Raw genomic sequence first — 19,315 nt, 5'->3', positions numbered from 1 at the left:
TTCTTGATTTCCGTGCAAGCACCTGGAAAATTGTATATTGCTGGTGAATATGCGGTTGTTGAATATGGGATGCCTTCGATCATTGTTGCATTGAACCAATTCATCACCGTTAAGATTAAGGCTGGTAAAAAATATGGAAGTATTATATCTAAACAATATCAAGAAAATTCAATCTATTGGAGAAGACAGGGTAATCAAATGGTTTTTGATAATCGTGATAACCCCTTTCATTACATTTTATCAGCAATTAAAATTACTGAAGAATACGCACGATCTTTAAATAAGAATTTAGGAATTTATCATTTAAAAATTAATAGTCAATTGGATAGTCCTGATGGAAGAAAATACGGCTTAGGTTCATCAGCAGCAGTGACAGTTGCAACTATTAATGCATTGTGTAAATTTTATAAAATTCCAATTACCCAAAATAAATTATTTAAATTAGCAGCAATTGCCCATTTAGAAGTTCAGGGAAATGGCTCATTAGGTGATATTGCTGCTAGTGTTTATGGCGGCTGGATTGCTTATAATTCTTTTAATCGTCAATGGTTAAAAATTATGCGTTATAAAACGCCAATTAATCAATTAATTGATCAAAAATGGCCCCAATTAAAAATTGAACAACTGACTCCACCTAAAAATTTAAAATTATTAATTGGTTGGACGGGATCACCCGCTTCAACTTCTAATTTAGTTGATAAAGTTTCATTAGAAAAAGCTAAACAGCACCATGAATATAGTGAATTTTTAGAAGGCAGTAAAAAATGTATTGAACAGATTATTAAGGGATTTCATTTGAATGATTTAAAACTTATTCAAAATGGTATTTCTAAAAATCGTAATTTGTTAAATTCATTGGGTCATTTTACCCACGTTGATATTGAAACACCTTCATTAAAGAAACTTTGCCAAATTGCGATCAAGCATGGTGGTGCAGCTAAATCATCAGGTGCCGGTGGTGGTGATTGTGGAATTGTCATTATTGATAAAAGTAAATCGACCACTTCCCTATTAAAAGAATGGCAAAAGAATCACATTAAGCGTTTAAATTTCAATATTCATAATGTTATAAAGAGTGATTAATATGACAAGTAAACATTCCCAAAGGAAAAATGAACATGTTTCCTTAGCTGAAAAATTTTATTCAACCCCCAAAAATGCCGATTTTAACCGGGTTAAATTTATCCATCAAAGCCTACCAGAAATTAATTTATCTGATATTGACTACTCAACTTATCTTGGTCATTTAAAATTAAAATGCCCTTTTTACATTGAAGCAATGACTGGTGGAAGTGAGCAAACCAAAAAATTGAATGCTAGGTTAGCACAAATTGCTAATGCAACCGGTATTGCTATGGCATGTGGATCTCAGAGCATTGCTCTAGCTGATTCATCTTTAATTGATACATTTTCAATTATTCGCCACTATGATAAAAATGGCGTGGTGATTGCTAATATGAGTGCTTCACATTCCTTAGATGATGCAATTAAAGTTGTTAAGATGATTAATGCAAATGCACTTGAAATTCACATTAACGCCCCACAGGAATTGATCATGCCTGAAGGTGATCGTTCCTTTTATTGGCTAGATCAAATTAAGGCCATTAATGATCATTTTAATTTACCAATTATTATTAAAGAAGTCGGCTATGGAATGGCGAAAGAAACGATCCAAAAGCTTCTAGATGCCGGCATTAAAATTGTCAATGTTAGTGGCCGTGGTGGAACTAATTTTGCTAAAATTGAAAATTTTAGGCGCCCTGATCAAGATTTATTTTATTTAAATGATTGGGGCCAAACGACCGTTCAATCATTATTAGAAGCTCAATCCGTGCATAGACATCCTGAAATCATCGCTTCAGGTGGAATTCAAACGCCATTGGATATTGCTAAAGCATTGTGCTTAGGTGCTAATGCGGTCGGCATTGCTGGTGAAATGCTACATTTATTAATTCATAATTCAAATGATGAAATTATTAAAATCATAAAGCAATGGCAAGCTGGATTAAAAATTATTATGACAATGCTAGGTTGCCGTAATATTTATGATTTACAGCAGCAAAAATTATTACTTGATGAAAAATTACTTAATTATATTAAACAGCGCCATATTAAATACTAACCCAACCAAAAAAGGTTTCAACTATGTAATTAGTTGAAACCTTTTTATTTGGGTTTAATTTTAAATTGAAAATCTTAATCCCTTAGGGAAGAAATTTTTAACGGTATGATTCACAATTTTACCAAAACCAATTGGCTGATGTTTGCAAATTAATAAATACCATCCCTTAGGTTTATCTTCATTTATTTTAAAAATATCACCGTGAACATATTTTTTCCATTGATCATTATTAATATTTAAACATTGATTGTATTGGTCGGGATGAATTGCTAAAGCTAAAGCATAGCTGGGATTAAAACGATGTTTTTTAAATGTTCCTAAATGGAGTCCCGGACGGACCACCTTTAATCCCTTTAAATTAGGAATTTTCGGATAGTATGCATATAGTTCATCACCAAAAGTTATCAAATGCTTAGGATCAAAATGATTAAAATGGTGCTTTTGAAATTGACGCCAACGCTTTAGTTGGTCTTGATTTAAATTACTTTGTTGTGGTTTTTTAATTTTTTTAGATTTGCCAATAGTGGTTAATTTTAATTTAGCAATGAAATGGCCTTCGCCTTTAATTAGATACGGAAATAATCTAACTGCGTTTTTAATTTGAGAATTTTGATTTGCCCATTCAGGCTTAGCGTCAACCATACCATGATATTTATGAATTGGCTCTAATTCAAACGAAAATTGATCGAGAAGCCAGGCAATAATTTGTTCATCCTCTTCTGGTGCAAAAGTACATGTTGAGTAAATCAATTCACCACCAGGCCTTAGCATTTTAACAGCTTGAATTAAAATTTCTCTCTGCCGCTTAGCACATTCAGCTGAATAATTAGGATTCCAGTACTTGGTGGCATTAGGATTTTTTCTAAACATCCCTTCTCCAGAGCAAGGGGCATCAACTAAAATTTTATCAAAATATCTCGGAAAATATTTAGCAAGCCGATCCGGAGTTTCATTTAAAATCATGGCATTTTGAATGCCAAATCTTTCAACATTTTCTAATAATATTTTGGCCCGTTTTTTAATAATTTCATTTGTAACAAGCAATCCTTTATTCTTCATAAAACTAGCAAGGTGGGTGGTTTTACCACCTGGAGCCGCACATAAATCCAGTACTTTTTCACCCGGTTTAGGGTTTGCGACTTCTCCAACATACATTGCACTAGGTTCTTGACTATAAACGGCACCACTTTGGTGATCGATGGTCTTCCCATTCACTTTACCAAAATAGCCTAATTGATGGGTATATTGAATGGGATGATTTAAACTTTCTTCAACCGGTTGATGTGCCTTCAATGGGTTAATTCTAAAGCCATGATAACTAGGTTGATTAAAACTGTCGAAGAAAGCTTGGCTTTTTTTACCAAGCAATTTTGTATATTTATTAATAAATTCTTTAGGTAATATCAATAATCATTCTCCTAAAAGTAAAATTAATCTTTATAATGGAACATTTGTGCAGCTTTGATGGCTGTTTGCCAACCACGATAATACTTATTTCTGTCTGCTTCATTCATTTGGGGTTTAAATTTATCCCGTTTTTGGGCAATTTTTTTGATTTCATCAATATCATCCCAATACCCAACTGCTAATCCAGCTAAATATGAAACCCCTAGCGCCGTTGTTTCTGATATAGCTGACCGCTCAATTGGAATGTTCAAAATATCTGATTGAAATTGCATTAAGTAGTTATTGTTAGCAGCACCACCATCAACTTTTAAGGATTTTAATTTTAAATTGGTATCATTAATCATTGTGTTAACGACATCCTTAGTCTGGTATGCCAATGAGTCCAAAGTTGCTTTAACAAATTGTTCCCGACTAGTTCCACGAGTTAATCCAAAAACAGCACCTCGTGTGTCTTGATTCCAATATGGAGCCCCTAACCCAGTGAAAGCAGGAACAACGTAGACACCATGATATTTTTTTGCTTTTTCAGCCATTTTCTCCGATTCGGAAGCATGATTTAGAATCCGCATGCCATCCCTTAACCATTGAATTGCTGATCCAGCAACAAAAATACTTCCTTCCAATGCATAGTAAATTTCACCATTTAAACCATACGCAATTGTCGTTAGTAGACCACGGTCTGATAATTTAGGTTTTGTTCCAATGTTCATAACGATAAATGCACCGGTTCCATATGTATTTTTAACCATGCCAGGTTCAAAAGCCATTTGCCCAAATAATGCTGCTTGTTGATCACCAGCAATGCCAGAAATGGGAACTTCCACACCAAAGAAAGTGTATCCAGATGTATAACCATATATTTCAGACGATGGATGAACTTCAGGAAGCATTGATTTAGGGATTTGTAAAAGATTTAAAATATCCTGATCCCATTTTAATGTATGGATATTGTATAACATGGTTCGACTGGCATTTGTATAGTCAGTTGCGTGAACCCTACCACCTGTTAATTTCCACAGTAACCATGTATCGATGGTGCCAAATAGTAAATCACCATTTTGTGCCATTTTTTCAGCGCCTTCAACGTGTTTTAAAATCCATTTTATTTTGGTAGCCGAGAAATATGAATCAATTACCAAACCAGTTTTGTCATGAATCATTTTTGTTTGTTGCTGTTGTTTTAATTGATCAGCAATTTGACTGGTTTGTTTGGATTGCCAAACAATGGCATGGTAAATTGGTTGGCCGGTGTTTTTATTCCACACAACGGTGGTTTCCCGTTGGTTAGTAATTCCAATTCCACGAATTTTATACGGTTGGATTTCTGATTTAATTAATGCTTCTGATATATTCGATTGAACGGCACTCCAAATTTCATTTGGATCCTGTTCCACCCAACCGGGATGAGGAAAATATTGATGAATTTCCTTCTGCGCTTTTGTCACAATTTTACCTTGGTGATTGAAAATAATGGCACGCGTACTCGTTGTTCCCTCATCGATTGCCATAATATATTGTTGATTATTCATTCTTATTTCCCCATTCGAATTATTAAAAATAAATATAATTCATACTTATAAGTATACATTAATGTGTATAACTATCCAATTTAAATCAAATGAAATATAATATAAATCATATTATAAAATAAAGGAGTAATCAAATGCTAAATAATTATCAAGCATGCACTAGTATTTTAATTGGTAAAAATGCTACGGTTGATGGCTCAACCATGATTGGCCGAAATGAAGATTCAAGATCTGCTTGGCCTAAATATTTTGTTAAACATAATCATATTGACCATGAAAGTAATCCAATTTTTAAATCACATGATAATCATTTTCAATTAACATTACCTAAACATCAATTTGCTTATTCAGCAACGCCCGAGTGGACAAAACAATACGGACTTTTTGAGGAAGATGGCATTAATGAATTTAATGTTGCAATGAGCGCAACTGAAAGCAACTATGCTAACGATGATGTTTTAAGTGCTGATCCCTTGGTTAAAGATGGAATTGGTGAAGAAGCAATGGTAACCGTCGTTTTACCGTATATTAAAACAGCTCGTGACGGGGTTAAACGTCTTGGATCTTTAATCGAAAAATACGGTAGTGATGAGAATAATGGGATTTTATTCTCGGATGAAAATGAAGTTTGGTACATGGAAAATGGATCTGGACACCACTGGGTTGCAGTAAAAATCCCAGACGATAGTTATGCCGTTGTTGCCAATCAAATTGCCATTCAAGAAATTAATTTTTCTGATCAAAATCATTATATGTGGTCTAAAAATATTAAGAAATTTGTTCAAAAATATCACTTAAACCATGATGTTAATCACCAATTTAACTTTAGAAATATTTTTGGGACCCACAACCTATCAGATACCTATTACAATACCCCACGAGTTTGGTATGGCCAAAAAATGTTCAATCCTGAAGTTAAGCAGCAACCTAATAGTCAAGAAATGCCAATGATTAGGAAGGCTGATCGATTGTTATCCATTAACGACGCTAAAACTTTCTTGTCATCGCATTATCAAGGAACTGAATATGATCCAGTTGGGAATGGCAAACCAAGTCAAAAGCATAAATTTAGACCCATTAGCTTAGCTAAAACTCAGGAATCACATGTTTTACAAATCAGACCCAATAAAATTAATGAGTTAAAAGGGATACAATGGTTAGCAATGGGTGTTGCTGCTGAAAGCATATACGTTCCTTTTTTTACCAGTATGAATAATACCCCTAATATTTATCAAACTAAGGCTGACGCTAAACAATATAATCCTGATAGTGCATATTGGGTTTATAAATTAACCGGAGTTCTACTGGATTCTAACTATTCACTCATGTTACCTAAAGTTGAAAATGTTCAACAAATATTGCGAATTAAGCTACAAAACCGAATTTTTAAATTTGATCAAAAAATCCAACAAATCAATCATTTAAATCAGGAACAAATAATTAAAAAAATTAATGAATTTAATCAAAAAAATGCGGAAATTGCGTTCACAGCTTTTAAAAAATTGAATTATCAATTAATTGCTGATTCAACTAATTTGTCGCCATTAAATTATCATCAAGATTTAAATCTTTAAAAATTTAAAATAAAAAAGCCCTGGATTTATTAATCCAGAGCTTTTTAATATTAAAAAATTATCTACGGGTAGATGTCTTAATACGTGCAGCTTTACCACTACGGTCACGTAAGTAATATAACTTAGCACGACGAACACGTCCATGTCTAAGAACATTAATCTTAGCAATTCGTGGTGAATTTAATGGAAATACACGTTCTACACCAACACCGTTAGTCATTTTTCTAACGGTATAAGTAGCACTAATTCCAGAACCATGACGCTTGATAACGACACCGGTGAATAATTGGATACGTTCACGCTTACCTTCAACAACTTTGACGGAAACTTGAACAGTATCACCTGGTCTAAAATCAGGAATATCCTTCTTAATTTGTGATTGGGTAATTTTTTCAATCAATTTGCTTTGTCTCATAAAATACTCTTCCTTTCAAACTAGCATTCGTGTCCTAAATTAGTCTTAACAGCGGAATACCGTTTTATTATTCATATAAATGAACGCTATTTAGTATATCATTCATAATGATAATTGTAAATATGATTATCGATTTTGATCTTCTTCAATTCTAACATCTAAAAATAATTTCTTTTGAGTATCAGATAATTGATCCCTGTGAATTAAATCAGGTCTTCTCAAGTATGTCTTCCTTAAAGCTTCCTTTTGACGCCACAGCTTTATTTTTTTATGATCACCACTTAAAAGAACTGGTGGGACTCTCATCCCTCTAAAATTTGCCGGCCTAGTATATTCAGGTGCTTCTAATAGACCACTTGAAAATGAATCAGATGGTGCAGAATGTTTATTTCCTAAAACCCTTGGGATCATTCTAGAAATCGAATCAATCATTGTCATTGCCGGTAATTCACCACCAGTTAGGATAAAATCTCCGATTGAATATTCATCAGTCACAATCGATTTAATCCGTTCATCATATCCTTCATAGTGTCCACAAATAAATGTAAGGTGTTTCTCTTTAGAAAGTTTTTCGGCCGAATGTTGATTAAATTTTTTTCCAGCTGGATCCATAAGAATAACTTTACCTTTAGGGATGTTTGATTGTTCATTTTGGTTTTGGATTTCTTGATAAGCATCTAAAATTGGTTGAGGTTGCAAAAGCATTCCTGCACCACCGCCAAAAATATAATCATCAACATTGTGATGTTTATCAACGGAATATTTTCTAAAGTCAACAATGTTAAGATCAATAATATTTTTTTCAATGGCTTTTCCTAGAATTGATTCTTTCATAGGGTCAAACATATGGGGGAAAAGGCTTAAGATATCTATTTTCACTTAGTCCATTCCTTTCATTAATACTACAATTACTTTGTGATTATCTAAATCAACTTTTTTAATAACTTGTGGAATTTTAGGAAGCAATAGTTCTGGCTTGTTTTTACGTTTAACAACCCAAACATCATTTGCGCCAGTACTCATAATATCATTAATTACTCCAATGTGGTGATTATCATTATCAACTACATTTAATCCAATAATTTGATGGTAATAATATTCACCAGGCTTTAAATCTTGATCAGATAATTGATCTTCAGATATTTTCAATGAATCTTGTTTAAATAATTCAACATCATTAATTGAATCATAATTTTTAAAATGAAGTAAAATAAACTGCTGGTGCATTCTGACCCCGTCAATAGTTAATTTCTTATCAACATGATTGTGATTAATATAAACATCATTACCAATTTTAAATCTTTGATCAGGAAAATCAGTAATTGAGGCTACTTTAACCTCACCTTTAATTCCATGTGTATTTATAATTTTACCGATAGTATAATATTTCAATTAATTTCTCCTTATTATATTTTGGTACTAAAAAACTCTTAAACGAATATATCGCTTAAGAGCTTACTTGTCATCATCAATAATTAATCTTACACGTTTATCACTAGAAACTCTTACACTATAAATAATAGTGCGGATTATCTGTGCTACATGACCGCCCTTACCAATAATTCTTCCAGTATCGTTAGGGTTGGTTTTTAAATGATATTCATAAAAAAGATCAGTTTCATGATGTGTAATTGAAATATCATTAGGATATCTAACAAGCGGTTTTACAATTGTTTTAATAAGTTTATCAAAATCAGTCATACCAGTTGATCACTTATTTCTTTGAGTACTTTTCTTCGTGGTACTTCTTCATAATACCAGCATTTGATAATAAGTTTTTAACTGTATCTGAAGGTTGAGCACCCTTCTTTAACCAATCAAAAATATCTTCATCTTGGAGTTTAACAGTTGATGGTTTAGTAAGTGGGTTATAATAACCAACCTTTTCAATAAAACGACCATTACGAGGGCTGCGTGAATCAGCAACTACGATTCTGTAAAATGGACGTCTCTTTGAACCCATTCTTCTCAAACGAATTTTAACTGACATCTAATTACACCTCCTATAATTTATATCACGATATTAAATATACCAGTTATTCATTAAGATGTAAAGACTTTTTTCTTTACACCTATATATTTTTAATTAAAAGGCATTAAAAGAAATTCTTTAGCACTATTTTCAATAAATTTATCATTTTTAATAATAAATTCATGAATTGATTTATAATTTTTAAAATTAATTTGGGATTGGATTAAATTACTTGCTAGAAGTGTTTTTGCTAATTTAATATCATCAATATTCATTTTATTAACCATTAAGGGATTTTGATTATAAATTGATGACCAATGATTATTTAAAATTGCCCTGGCACGTTTAATACTATTGTCATTATTTAAAATTTTATTAATAATTTCTGGCTTTAAAAGCATTAATTGTCACCCCTAACTAAGTCTTTGAAATCTTGATTATGAATTAATGTAATAATTTTTCCACAAGGATGATTAACAGAAAAATGTTTTATATCAGATGTTAAAATCCATAAAATATTATTATTATGGTAATATTTAAGTTCATGTTCACCATATCCATCAGTCAAAATAATTACTAGTGAATTTCCAAATGCATTTTTATGATTGTTAATGTAATCAAATATTGATTGAAAACGGGTTCCACCTCCACCAATTCTCTTGAAATCAATATGCTTATTGTTAGATTTTAATCTATGAATTTCCGTATCAAAACTATACAAACTAATTAGAGTTGGAAAATGATTCAAAAAATCTTCCATTTCAGATAATAAATAACTAATTTCTAAATCACCCATTGATCCTGAATTATCAACAAAAATATTAACTGGATACATATTATTACTGATTTGACCCATTAAATCCATTCGCCATGCTTGCCTTCGATTGAAACGTGCTCTGGAATCGATTTTATCAAAACTAATATTCCCCAATCCAATTTGAATATATTTTTTCCAATCAATTGGATGTCTAATACTGATCCGTTTTAATTGATTTTTGACATCACCAGGAATATTACCACGATTTTTTGTATTTGTATTTTTCCAAGATTTATTAATTAATTTTTTTAATTGATTAGCTTTTTCAGATTTGGTTAATCCAGATGACCTTCCCCATTGTTTATGATCATCTAAGGTTTGCTTTTTTGAATTTTTGTTTGGTTTTTTAGTTTCTTTTTTGATTATTTTTCTTATATTTTTGATATAATATTTGCTTTTTTTGTTTTTGTTTAATTTTATGTTAAAGTAACTATTTACATTTTTCAAAGTAAAAGCATGTTGAGGAACCTGATCTAAATATTGATTTACCGATATATCAGTTCCCATCTGGGTAGCCAAATCATTTTTATAATAAATTGCTGGATGCAACCAAATAATGTGTAAGGCAACATGCTTTAACATCGTTATTAATGCTTCTGAGTCGCCAATCTTGGATATCATTGATTCGGAATATAAAAGATAAATCTGGTGACGATGCCATGTTAGTCCTAACGGCTGCTTTAATTTATCATCTTCTATTCGATTAATTCTAACTAAAATATTTCCATAAAATTGATTACTTTTTAATAAACTCACAATTGCTGACCCTAAAACATTATCAATATTGATATGGTTAGATTTCAATTGGCCTACTTTTTGATTAAAATTCATATTATTTTCCTTAACTCAAACTTATTTGTTCAAATAATACATATAATTGTCTTAACTTTTCTGTATTTTGATCAATATTTTGATAAACCTGATTTAATATCGAAGTTTGATTAGATAATTGAAGTACCAACGAATATTGTCCATCGGGACTTAAATTTTTCAATAATTTAGCAAAACGCAGCCCAAAATTTTCATCAATTTTAGGATTTAAATGAACCAAATTCATTAATAAATCAAATTTTTGGGTTTCATCCATTCTTTTAAAGGTATTTAAAACATGTTCAAATGAATCATTCATCAAATTTTCTGCTAATAAATTTAATTGATGATGATTAATAAAGTGATCAAAATTAGTTGCGGTTTCAATCCCTAAATTGCCCTTTAATATTTCTAATTGCACATGTTGACGTTCACTAAAGGTTAAATGATCCAATTGATATAAATCATCTGATACCCGTTTCCAAGCTCTCGGTGTCGGAATTAAATCATGATCATCGATATCAGGATGAAGCATTTCAGGGTGAGCTTTAATGTACTCAATAACTTGATGATGAATAGGCGGATTAATTGATTCAGCCCATTTAATCCAATCGTTAGAACTAGATTGCATTACTAATCTAACCGTTCGATCTTTAATTGCATCATCTCCTGCAGCAACCCCGTAATTTGAATTTTCAAATCCTGCCATTGTTGAGTCCGGATTTTCGGCAATAATAATATGAACTTGATCGGGTAATTTCAAACTATTGATTGATCTTTGAAGGACCAAATTCATTAATTCACTTTGAACGGCTTGGGTTCCACGATTAAATTCATCTAAGAACCAATAAATAGGTTGTTTAGGAGCTTTTTGCGCATGCTGAATAATTTGGATTAATGTGTGGGAATAACCAAATTGAACATCTGCTAATTCGCCATATTGATCTGTTTTTATAAATGAGTCAGAAGTTAACGGTGGAACCGGTATTGATAAATCACCCTTTTCAGATAAGCTAACAACCGTCGTAAATAATTTGGCATGGTTTTTTTGAGCTAATTCTCTTACTAAAGCCGATTTACCAATTCCTGCTTCACCAACAATATTAGGCACATTCCCAGCTCTTACTACGATTGAAGCTGCCATTAACATATCACGATAAGATAAAGCCATTTAATCAACCTCCTTAAAACAAAAATGGTATGAAATTATTTTAATAATTTCATACCATCATTCTAATTAATGTTTTCTTAATTTTCTAAGCTTTTGCTTTAAATGTCGATTCTTTTTCATTTGTTTAGACATTTTTTTCATTGGCATTTTAGGCATGTTATTCATTCCAGGCATTCCAGAACCAGCACCATTCATACCAACTTGATTCATCATGTTTGACATTCCAGACATATTACCGTTTGAGACTTTATTCATCATATTTTTCATCATGTTAAATTGTTTAATCATTCGATTAACTTCATGAATTGGCCTTGCTGATCCCTTGGCAATCCTTTTTCTTCTAGAAGGATTTAAAACGTCTGGATTGGTCCTTTCTTCTTTTGTCATAGAATAAATAACAGCTTTTAAATGGGCCATATCTTTTGGATTCATATTAGCATTTTTTAATGCAGGATTATTAGCCATTCCTGGAATCATTTTAATTAAATTTTTCAAAGGACCCATTTTTTGAATTTTATTGATTTGCGCTAAGAAATCATTAAAATCAAATGTATTCTTTTGAATTTTTTCAGTTAATTTCTGGGTTTGTTTTTTATCGTAATTCTTTTGAGTTTTTTCAATTAAAGTGAGCAAATCACCCATACCAAGAATCCTGGATGCCATTCGATCAGGATGAAAGACATCTAAATCGGTCATCTTTTCACCCTGTCCAACAAATTTAATTGGCTTCTTAGTAACTGCACGAATTGAAAGGGCCGCACCACCCCTAGTATCACCATCTAATTTAGTTAGTACAACTCCCGATACATCTAAATCATCATTAAAACCCTGGGCAGTACTAACGGCATTTTGTCCGGTCATTGCATCAACAACTAATAGAATTTCATCTGGATTAGCAAGTGCCTTGATCCGTTTTAATTCATCCATTAATTTTTGATCAATCTGCAAGCGACCAGCAGTATCAATGATAACGTAATCATTTTTATCTTTCTTAGCCTGATCCAAGCCTGCTTTAACAATATCAACTGGGTCAACATCAACGCCCTGTTGAAATACGGGGACATTAACTTGTTGGCCCACCTGTACTAATTGATCAACAGCAGCTGGACGGTAAACATCGGCTGCAATTAATAATGGCCTAGCTTTATTTTCATTTTTAAGTTTCAAAGCTAATTTCCCAGCAGTTGTAGTTTTACCGGCACCTTGCAGGCCGGCCATCATAATTACCGTTGGAATTTTCTCTGATTTATTTAAGGGTGTTGCTTCTTTTCCCATGGTTTTAGTTAATTCATCATCAACAATTTTAACAATTTGTTGAGCAGGGTTTAACCCTTCTAAAACGTCGGCACCCTTGGCCCTCGTTTGTACTTTCTTTACAAAATTTCTGACAACGGTAAAGTTAACATCAGCTTCTAGCAATGCTAATCTAATTTCACGCATTGTACTTCTTAAATCAGATTCACTAACTTTACCCTTTCCTCTAAGGTTTCTGAAAGTTTTTTGTAATCGTTCAGTTAATCCTTCAAATGCCATCTATATTTCACCACTCTCATTCTTCTTCAGTATGTTCAAGATGATCAAGTAAATTATGTAATTTTTGATCATCAGCATAATGATGCTCAACATAATCCTTAATCTGATCAAATTGACGATTGCGAATTACAAATTCTTTGTATAAATGTAATTGCTTTTCGTATCTTTCTAAAATTAATTCTGTCCGTTTAATATTATCATAAACTGCCTGCCGACTAACATGAAAATTTTCTGATATTTCACCCAAAGAATAATCATCAACGTAGTACAATTGAATATAATTTTTTTGTTTGGAAGTCAGTAAAGATCCATAAAATTCAAATAATGAATTGATCCGATAGTTCTTTTTAAGATCCAAATGCAAAACCTCCAATTCTTGACCAGCATTATTTTTAGATACTAATTATCATTAATTTTGTTTGAATAGTCCTTTAAACAAGCCGTAAATAAAATCATTAGCATCAAATGGCCTTAAATCATTAACACCTTCGCCTAATCCGACGTACTTAACAGGCAAATGCATTTCATTTCTAATTGCTAAAACAATGCCACCCTTAGCAGTTCCATCTAGCTTGGTTAAAACAATTCCACTAACGTTTGTATCTTTAGTAAATAATTTAGCCTGGTTTAAAGCATTTTGTCCCGTTGTTGCATCTAAAACTAGTAGTACTTCATGGGGAGCATCCGGAATAGATCTTGTTAGAACTTTCTTCATTTTCATTAATTCGTTCATTAAATTAACCTTATTTTGCAGACGTCCAGCTGTATCAACAAATAAAATATCGTAATTTTCCCGTTTGGCTTTATCAATTGCATCGTACACAACTGATGATGGATCACTGCCTTCTTCTTTTTTTACAATATCAACCTTGTCACGTTGAGCCCAAACATCAAGCTGTTCAATTGCTCCAGCTCTAAATGTATCTGCAGCTGCCAATAAAACTTTCTTGCCCTGTTGTTTATACATATTAGCCATTTTACCAATGGTAGTTGTCTTACCAGCACCATTAACACCGACAAATAGAATCACAGTGGGTCCTTTTTTGGAAAAATTAATCTGATTATTTTGATCACCATTTTGATCATATAAATCAATTAATTTCTTAATAATAACATTTTGAACATCTGATTTTGTTTTAGCATTTCGTAATTTAACTTCATCCCTCAATTGATCAGTTAATTTAACTGCCATGTTAACACCAACATCAGATTCAATTAATGTATCTTCTAAGTCATCAAAGAATTCATCATTAACAGATCTAAAATGTGCAAATAATGCATTCAATTTTTGACCAAAACTAGATCGTGATTTAGCTAAACCATGTTCATACAATGATTCATCATCTGATTTTTCATTATTATGGTGATCTGTATTTTCTGAATTAGATGATGAATCACTAGCATTTGATGACGCGGACACCCTTGAGTTAAATTCACTTGATTTTTCTTCACTTAAATTATTTGATGAAATTGTGGTCGATGAATTTTGACTTGATTCTTCATTCAATTGGGCAAATTCACTCGATTGAATAGTTTCACCTGACACCTTACTTTTCTTAGGTACTTCACTTTCATTAGAATTACTTGATTCATTACTTTGAGGAGTTTCTGATGCCGTTTGATGTTCATCAGGTTTAGTTACTTGTTTTTTTACATTTTTTTGATTTTTGTCATCATGATCCTGCTCAAAATGATTTTTCTTTGAATTCTTTTTATTTTTTCGTTTAAAAATGTCAAATAAGCCCATGAATTATCCTCCTTTATTCATCATTATCAAGAACTTTTAATGCACGTTTAGCTGCATTTTGTTCGGCATCCTTTTTAGATTCACCGACACCTTCACCATATTCCTTGCCATTAATAACAACAGAAGTCTTAAATCTTCGATCGTTATCTGGACCTTCTTCGTCTAAAAGATGGTATTCAATGTCAACAGGTCCATGTTCTTGTACTTTTTCTTGTAAATCAGTTTTATGATCAAAATATTCATCAAACCAACCTTCATCCAACTTAGGGAAAAGAACCTGCTTACAAAATGATACCACCTTGTCCATTCCTTGATCTAAATAAACGGCACCAATGAATGATTCAAAAATATCGCAAAGTAATTTTTCACGATTCCTGGCGCCAGCTTCTTCTTCACCTTTACCTAACCGAATGTACTTATTAAATTGGCATTCCTTAGCAAGCCGACTGAAACTATCTTCATTAACCATTGCAGCTCTTAATCTAGTCAAGCGACCTTCTGGCAATTTAGGAAATCGTTTAAAAATATACGTGGATACAGCTAATTCATAAACTGCATCACCCAAAAATTCTAATCGCTGATAAAATTTCAAATTTTGATCAGGATGTTCATTCACATAGGATGCTTGGGTCATGGCTGCATCTAATAGTGCTTCATTATTAAATTTAATTCGATAATTATTATAAATTAAATCATCAAATTCTTTTATCATTATTTATTCTCCTTAATTTAATTATTACGCTATGAATAAAAGCGATTACCCATCGCTAGTAATCGCTTCATTAAATTTCATATCGATTTAATTTTTATTTGAATGCTCTGAAATATATTTTACAGCCTTATCAACAGTTGTCAATTTTTCAGCTGTCTCATCAGAAATTTTAGCACCAAATTCATCTTCTAATTTTAAAACAAATTCAACAAAATCAATTGAATCTGCATCTAAATCATCTTGAAAATTTAAAGAACCTTTAATTTTACTACGATCGACATCAAATTGTTCTGATAACATGTCAGCAATCTTATTAAAAATTTCTTCACGACTCATTATAATCATTTCCTTACTATGGATGGAATTAAAATTACTAATTATTATAACAGATAATCAGTAATTATTTTATTATTTAGAATTTTTCTTAATTTCTTTCATTTCATCAGCATGGACATCAAAATAGTTAACAATTTGATTAACGGTTTTAGAATCCACCATTGTTTTAATTTGACCAATTGTATTTCGTACGGTCGTTGCTTTACTACTACCATGAGTTTTAACAACCGGAGCTTTAACTCCCATTAAAACAGCGCCGCCATATTTCGAATAGTCCATTTTATTACCAATTTGTTTAAATGATTTTTTTAACATTAGAGCACCTAGCTTGCTTCTTAAACCACCAGACATAATTGTGTCTTTAATCACGTTCATAACAGACAATGCAGCACCTTCAATTCCCTTTAAAGCAGCATTTCCTGTAAAACCATCTGATACAACTACATCAGCAGCGCCATTTAATAATTCTCTTGACTCAACGTTACCAATAAAATTTAAATCGTCATTTTGAGATAATAATTTATGAACATGTTTGTGTAACATATCACCCTTATCAGGTTCGGTCCCGTTATTCAACAACCCAATTCGAGGATTTTTAATTTTTAAAACCTGTTCAGCATAATATTTACCCATAAATGCATATTGATAAAGATTAAATGCTTTCGAATCCGCATTTGCACCAACATCAAGCATCACAAACTTAGACTGATCACCACGGGTAACGACTGGCATTGTTGTTGTTAATCCAGGCCTATCAATCCCCTTAATTCTTCCAACAATAAATAACCCGGCAGTTAGAATGGCACCGGTATTCCCAGCAGACAAAAAAGCATCAGCTTGGTGATCTTTAACTGCTTTAGCTGCTAAATCAATGCTGGAATTCTTTTTACGCATTACAGCTCGAACTGGTTCTTCTCCCATGCCAATCACTTCATCAGCATTAATAATATCAATTCGTTCGTTATTTTTTACCAGTGGTTTAATTTGATCCAATGGTCCATATAGTTGAAATTCAATCTCAGAATATTTATCACGCGCTAATTCAACCCCCTTAACTATTTCTGTGGGGGCGTAATCTCCGCCCATCGCATCAATTGCAATTTTCATAGTTTATCTCCTTTAATCTAAAATATCGTGTGTTGAATCTTGATTAATTTTAAGTTTTAAATTTGAATTAACAGGTTGTGTTTGCCAATCAGGTTGTTTAATAATCCCAATTGCTTCTTGTTGAGCAACATTCAGAATAACAACGTCACTAACTGGATCACCAACTTTAAATTCAGGTAAACCAGACTGTTCATGCCCCATTAAATCACCAGGACCCCTTAGTTCAAGATCTTTTTGGGACACAATAAAGCCGTTATTAGTATCAACCATAACCTGCATTCTCTTTTCGCCTAATTTATTTTTAGGATCCGCGATTAATAAGCAATAAGACTGTGCACTACCTCTTCCAACTCTACCGCGTAGTTGATGTAATTGCGCCAATCCAAAATGGTCAGCATTGTAAATAATCATCATGGTTGCATTTGATACATCAACACCAACTTCAATCACAGTGGTTGAAACTAGGATTTGAATTTTACGTTGTTTAAAATCATTCATAATTTGATTTTTTTCTTCATCTTTCATTCTGCCATGAAGAAGTCCAACTTTAAATTGTGAACCAAAATAAGATTTAAACTGCTGATAAATGTTTTCCGCATTTCGCATATCAATTGCTTCAGATGCTTCAACTAATGGAGTTACAACGTAAATTTGTTCGCCTTTTTTCAATTGTTTCAAAATAATCGGAAGTGCATCCTTAAATTGTTTTGATCTAATCCAAGATGTCAAAACCGGCTTTCTTCCCCTTGGCATTTCATTAATAATTGAAACATCCATATCCCCATAAGAAGTAATCGCAAGCGTTCTTGGAATGGGAGTAGCAGTCATCGCTAAAACATTAGGATTGTGCCCTTTTTTTCGCAATGCTTTTCTTTGATTAACGCCAAAACGATGTTGCTCGTCAATCACTGCTAAACCTAATCGATGGTATTTAACAGGATCCTGAATTAGAGCATGGGTCCCAATAATTAAATCAATATTGCCATTTGCTAAGCGTGGCAGCAATTCATTTCTAGCAGTCGTTTTAGTTGATCCGGTTAATAATCCGATTCTAATCGGCAAATTTTTAAATAAATTGGCTAAATTATTAGCATGTTGTTCTGCCAATATTTCAGTTGGTACCATTAAAGCAACTTGATAACCAGACATAATCGTTGCATACATTGCAATTGCAGCTACGATCGTTTTACCACTGCCAACATCTCCCTGAAGCAAGCGATCCATTTGAACTGGACGGGTTAAATCCAAATCAATTTCTTGAACCACTTTTTTTTGAGCATTGGTTAATTTAAAGGGCAATTGTTTAATAAAATCATTAATTTTTGAACGGTTATATTTAATTCTAATTCCATTATGAGTCTGATGATCTATTTTCATCAATTGCAATTTCATTTGATACAAAAAAAATTCATTAAACTTAGCAGTCCGTCGCGCTAACAAAGCTTCTTTTTGATTGTCAGGAAAATGCATATCATGAATTACTTCTTCTTCATGTTCTAAACGATATTTTTTTATTAGCCATTCCGGAACATAATCAAAAATCAATTGATGATATTCTTGATACGCTTCTTGGACTAATTTTTTAATTGTATTTGATCTAATATTTTTATTTGATGGGTAAATTGCAGCCATTTGATTACTAACTTGATGTGATAATATTTTAATGCCACTAAGGCTAAGCCGATTAGTATTAAAACGTCCATATACCAAGATTTCGTTTCCGGGAATTAATTGTTTTTTAAGCCATGGTTGGTTAAAAAAAGTCACAACCACATTATTTTTATTTACCAGTAATTTGAATCTAAGTGTGCTTCTCCTTCTGCCAAAATAATTTACAATTGGAATCCCGGAAATTTTCCCCCGTAATGTTACTTTTTCTCCATCAATAATATTGTTTAAATTCTTTACATGAAAGTCTGAATATCGGAATGGAAAATAAGTTAATAAATCATTAATATCATCAATCCCTAATTTAGCAAGAGCCGACTGGGTTTTAATGCCAACCCCCTTTAAGGTATTAACCGGATCACTTAATTTTTTCATAACTTATCCTCCCAATTAAT

The 19,315-nt window shown here is 32.2% G+C and carries 20 protein-coding genes; 3 read left to right on the top strand and 17 right to left on the bottom strand.

Going from position 1 to position 19,315, the window contains the following annotated elements; all coding sequences use genetic code 11:
* Positions 1 to 3 precede the first annotated feature (3 nt).
* Both WR164_RS04200 and fni read left to right on the top strand, forming a co-directional pair.
* Positions 4 to 1,083, top strand: a complete 1,080-nt coding sequence (locus tag WR164_RS04200; RefSeq protein ID WP_286136300.1) for a phosphomevalonate kinase — start codon at positions 4 to 6, stop codon at positions 1,081 to 1,083.
* A gap of 1 nt (position 1,084) precedes the next feature.
* Positions 1,085 to 2,122, top strand: a complete 1,038-nt coding sequence (gene fni / locus WR164_RS04195; protein ID WP_286136299.1) for a type 2 isopentenyl-diphosphate Delta-isomerase — start codon at positions 1,085 to 1,087, stop codon at positions 2,120 to 2,122.
* Between the two features lie 60 nt (positions 2,123 to 2,182).
* On the opposite strand, the gene WR164_RS04190 is transcribed toward fni, so the two are convergent.
* The gene (locus WR164_RS04190; protein ID WP_286136298.1) at positions 2,183 to 3,529 is read right to left on the bottom strand and encodes an RsmF rRNA methyltransferase first C-terminal domain-containing protein; all 1,347 of its coding nucleotides are present in this window, start codon (positions 3,527 to 3,529) and stop codon (positions 2,183 to 2,185) included.
* 23 nt (positions 3,530 to 3,552) lie between these two features.
* On the bottom strand, positions 3,553 to 5,058 hold the full coding sequence (gene glpK, locus WR164_RS04185; RefSeq protein ID WP_286136297.1) for a glycerol kinase GlpK: 1,506 nt from the start codon (positions 5,056 to 5,058) through the stop codon (positions 3,553 to 3,555).
* Between the two features lie 134 nt (positions 5,059 to 5,192).
* Here glpK and WR164_RS04180 point away from each other — a divergent pair, with 134 nt between their 5' ends.
* A complete protein-coding gene (locus tag WR164_RS04180; RefSeq protein WP_286136296.1) occupies positions 5,193 to 6,632 on the top strand; it encodes a C69 family dipeptidase in 1,440 nt (479 codons plus the stop codon).
* 58 nt (positions 6,633 to 6,690) lie between these two features.
* Here the strand turns inward: WR164_RS04180 and rplS are convergent, their stop codons facing one another.
* From rplS to recG, 15 genes are all read right to left on the bottom strand, one after another.
* Positions 6,691 to 7,047 (bottom strand): 50S ribosomal protein L19, encoded by a 357-nt coding sequence (gene rplS, locus WR164_RS04175; protein WP_286136295.1) that lies wholly within the window; start codon positions 7,045 to 7,047, stop codon positions 6,691 to 6,693.
* A gap of 126 nt (positions 7,048 to 7,173) precedes the next feature.
* The gene (gene trmD / locus WR164_RS04170; RefSeq protein WP_286136294.1) at positions 7,174 to 7,926 is read right to left on the bottom strand and encodes a tRNA (guanosine(37)-N1)-methyltransferase TrmD; all 753 of its coding nucleotides are present in this window, start codon (positions 7,924 to 7,926) and stop codon (positions 7,174 to 7,176) included.
* Complete coding sequence (rimM, locus tag WR164_RS04165) at positions 7,927 to 8,439, bottom strand: ribosome maturation factor RimM (RefSeq protein WP_286136293.1); 513 nt, start codon at positions 8,437 to 8,439, stop codon at positions 7,927 to 7,929. It lies immediately after the preceding gene.
* Between the two features lie 63 nt (positions 8,440 to 8,502).
* Positions 8,503 to 8,748, bottom strand: a complete 246-nt coding sequence (locus tag WR164_RS04160; RefSeq protein ID WP_286136292.1) for a KH domain-containing protein — start codon at positions 8,746 to 8,748, stop codon at positions 8,503 to 8,505.
* Positions 8,749 to 8,761: 13 nt separating this feature from the next.
* Positions 8,762 to 9,037 carry a 30S ribosomal protein S16 gene (gene rpsP / locus WR164_RS04155; protein ID WP_286136291.1) on the bottom strand — a complete coding sequence of 92 codons (276 nt, stop codon included), beginning with the start codon at positions 9,035 to 9,037 and terminating at the stop codon, positions 8,762 to 8,764.
* Between the two features lie 92 nt (positions 9,038 to 9,129).
* Positions 9,130 to 9,420 carry a hypothetical protein gene (locus WR164_RS04150; RefSeq protein WP_286136289.1) on the bottom strand — a complete coding sequence of 97 codons (291 nt, stop codon included), beginning with the start codon at positions 9,418 to 9,420 and terminating at the stop codon, positions 9,130 to 9,132.
* On the bottom strand, positions 9,420 to 10,667 hold the full coding sequence (locus tag WR164_RS04145; RefSeq protein ID WP_286136288.1) for a VWA-like domain-containing protein: 1,248 nt from the start codon (positions 10,665 to 10,667) through the stop codon (positions 9,420 to 9,422). The genes WR164_RS04150 and WR164_RS04145 overlap by 1 nt, the downstream gene beginning before the upstream one ends.
* Before the next feature lie 10 nt (positions 10,668 to 10,677).
* Positions 10,678 to 11,817, bottom strand: coding sequence for an ATP-binding protein (locus tag WR164_RS04140; RefSeq protein WP_286136287.1), 1,140 nt, complete (start codon positions 11,815 to 11,817; stop codon positions 10,678 to 10,680).
* A 66-nt stretch (positions 11,818 to 11,883) separates the two neighbouring features.
* Entirely contained in the window at positions 11,884 to 13,350 is a 1,467-nt protein-coding gene (gene ffh / locus WR164_RS04135) for a signal recognition particle protein (RefSeq protein ID WP_286136286.1), read from the bottom strand.
* A gap of 16 nt (positions 13,351 to 13,366) precedes the next feature.
* Complete coding sequence (locus tag WR164_RS04130) at positions 13,367 to 13,708, bottom strand: putative DNA-binding protein (RefSeq protein WP_286136285.1); 342 nt, start codon at positions 13,706 to 13,708, stop codon at positions 13,367 to 13,369.
* Between the two features lie 51 nt (positions 13,709 to 13,759).
* The gene (ftsY, locus tag WR164_RS04125) at positions 13,760 to 15,097 is read right to left on the bottom strand and encodes a signal recognition particle-docking protein FtsY (RefSeq protein WP_286136284.1); all 1,338 of its coding nucleotides are present in this window, start codon (positions 15,095 to 15,097) and stop codon (positions 13,760 to 13,762) included.
* Positions 15,098 to 15,110: 13 nt separating this feature from the next.
* Positions 15,111 to 15,809 carry a ribonuclease III gene (rnc, locus tag WR164_RS04120; protein WP_286136283.1) on the bottom strand — a complete coding sequence of 233 codons (699 nt, stop codon included), beginning with the start codon at positions 15,807 to 15,809 and terminating at the stop codon, positions 15,111 to 15,113.
* 87 nt (positions 15,810 to 15,896) lie between these two features.
* The gene (acpP, locus tag WR164_RS04115; protein ID WP_286136282.1) at positions 15,897 to 16,145 is read right to left on the bottom strand and encodes an acyl carrier protein; all 249 of its coding nucleotides are present in this window, start codon (positions 16,143 to 16,145) and stop codon (positions 15,897 to 15,899) included.
* Between the two features lie 72 nt (positions 16,146 to 16,217).
* A complete protein-coding gene (gene plsX / locus WR164_RS04110) occupies positions 16,218 to 17,252 on the bottom strand; it encodes a phosphate acyltransferase PlsX (protein WP_286136281.1) in 1,035 nt (344 codons plus the stop codon).
* Positions 17,253 to 17,264: 12 nt separating this feature from the next.
* Positions 17,265 to 19,295 carry an ATP-dependent DNA helicase RecG gene (gene recG / locus WR164_RS04105; RefSeq protein WP_286136280.1) on the bottom strand — a complete coding sequence of 677 codons (2,031 nt, stop codon included), beginning with the start codon at positions 19,293 to 19,295 and terminating at the stop codon, positions 17,265 to 17,267.
* Positions 19,296 to 19,315: the final 20 nt, after the last annotated feature.

It is taken from the genome of Philodulcilactobacillus myokonensis, from assembly GCF_027923585.1.
Classification (GTDB): domain Bacteria; phylum Bacillota; class Bacilli; order Lactobacillales; family Lactobacillaceae; genus Philodulcilactobacillus; species Philodulcilactobacillus myokonensis.
This window is presented reverse-complemented; position numbering and strand designations above follow the sequence as displayed.

What these genes read in the sequence shown, in the direction of transcription:
- acpP (WP_286136282.1), bottom strand. Translation starts at nt 16,145, where the DNA reads ATGAGTCGTGAAGAAATTTTTAATAAGATTGCTGACATGTTATCAGAA.
- plsX (WP_286136281.1), bottom strand. Translation starts at nt 17,252, where the DNA reads ATGAAAATTGCAATTGATGCGATGGGCGGAGATTACGCCCCCACAGAA.
- WR164_RS04150 (WP_286136289.1), bottom strand. Translation starts at nt 9,420, where the DNA reads ATGCTTTTAAAGCCAGAAATTATTAATAAAATTTTAAATAATGACAAT.
- rnc (WP_286136283.1), bottom strand. Translation starts at nt 15,809, where the DNA reads ATGATAAAAGAATTTGATGATTTAATTTATAATAATTATCGAATTAAA.
- recG (WP_286136280.1), bottom strand. Translation starts at nt 19,295, where the DNA reads ATGAAAAAATTAAGTGATCCGGTTAATACCTTAAAGGGGGTTGGCATT.
- WR164_RS04145 (WP_286136288.1), bottom strand. Translation starts at nt 10,667, where the DNA reads ATGAATTTTAATCAAAAAGTAGGCCAATTGAAATCTAACCATATCAAT.
- rpsP (WP_286136291.1), bottom strand. Translation starts at nt 9,037, where the DNA reads ATGTCAGTTAAAATTCGTTTGAGAAGAATGGGTTCAAAGAGACGTCCA.
- rplS (WP_286136295.1), bottom strand. Translation starts at nt 7,047, where the DNA reads ATGAGACAAAGCAAATTGATTGAAAAAATTACCCAATCACAAATTAAG.
- fni (WP_286136299.1), top strand. Translation starts at nt 1,085, where the DNA reads ATGACAAGTAAACATTCCCAAAGGAAAAATGAACATGTTTCCTTAGCT.
- glpK (WP_286136297.1), bottom strand. Translation starts at nt 5,058, where the DNA reads ATGAATAATCAACAATATATTATGGCAATCGATGAGGGAACAACGAGT.
- WR164_RS04160 (WP_286136292.1), bottom strand. Translation starts at nt 8,748, where the DNA reads ATGACTGATTTTGATAAACTTATTAAAACAATTGTAAAACCGCTTGTT.
- ffh (WP_286136286.1), bottom strand. Translation starts at nt 13,350, where the DNA reads ATGGCATTTGAAGGATTAACTGAACGATTACAAAAAACTTTCAGAAAC.
- WR164_RS04180 (WP_286136296.1), top strand. Translation starts at nt 5,193, where the DNA reads ATGCTAAATAATTATCAAGCATGCACTAGTATTTTAATTGGTAAAAAT.
- WR164_RS04140 (WP_286136287.1), bottom strand. Translation starts at nt 11,817, where the DNA reads ATGGCTTTATCTTATCGTGATATGTTAATGGCAGCTTCAATCGTAGTA.
- ftsY (WP_286136284.1), bottom strand. Translation starts at nt 15,097, where the DNA reads ATGGGCTTATTTGACATTTTTAAACGAAAAAATAAAAAGAATTCAAAG.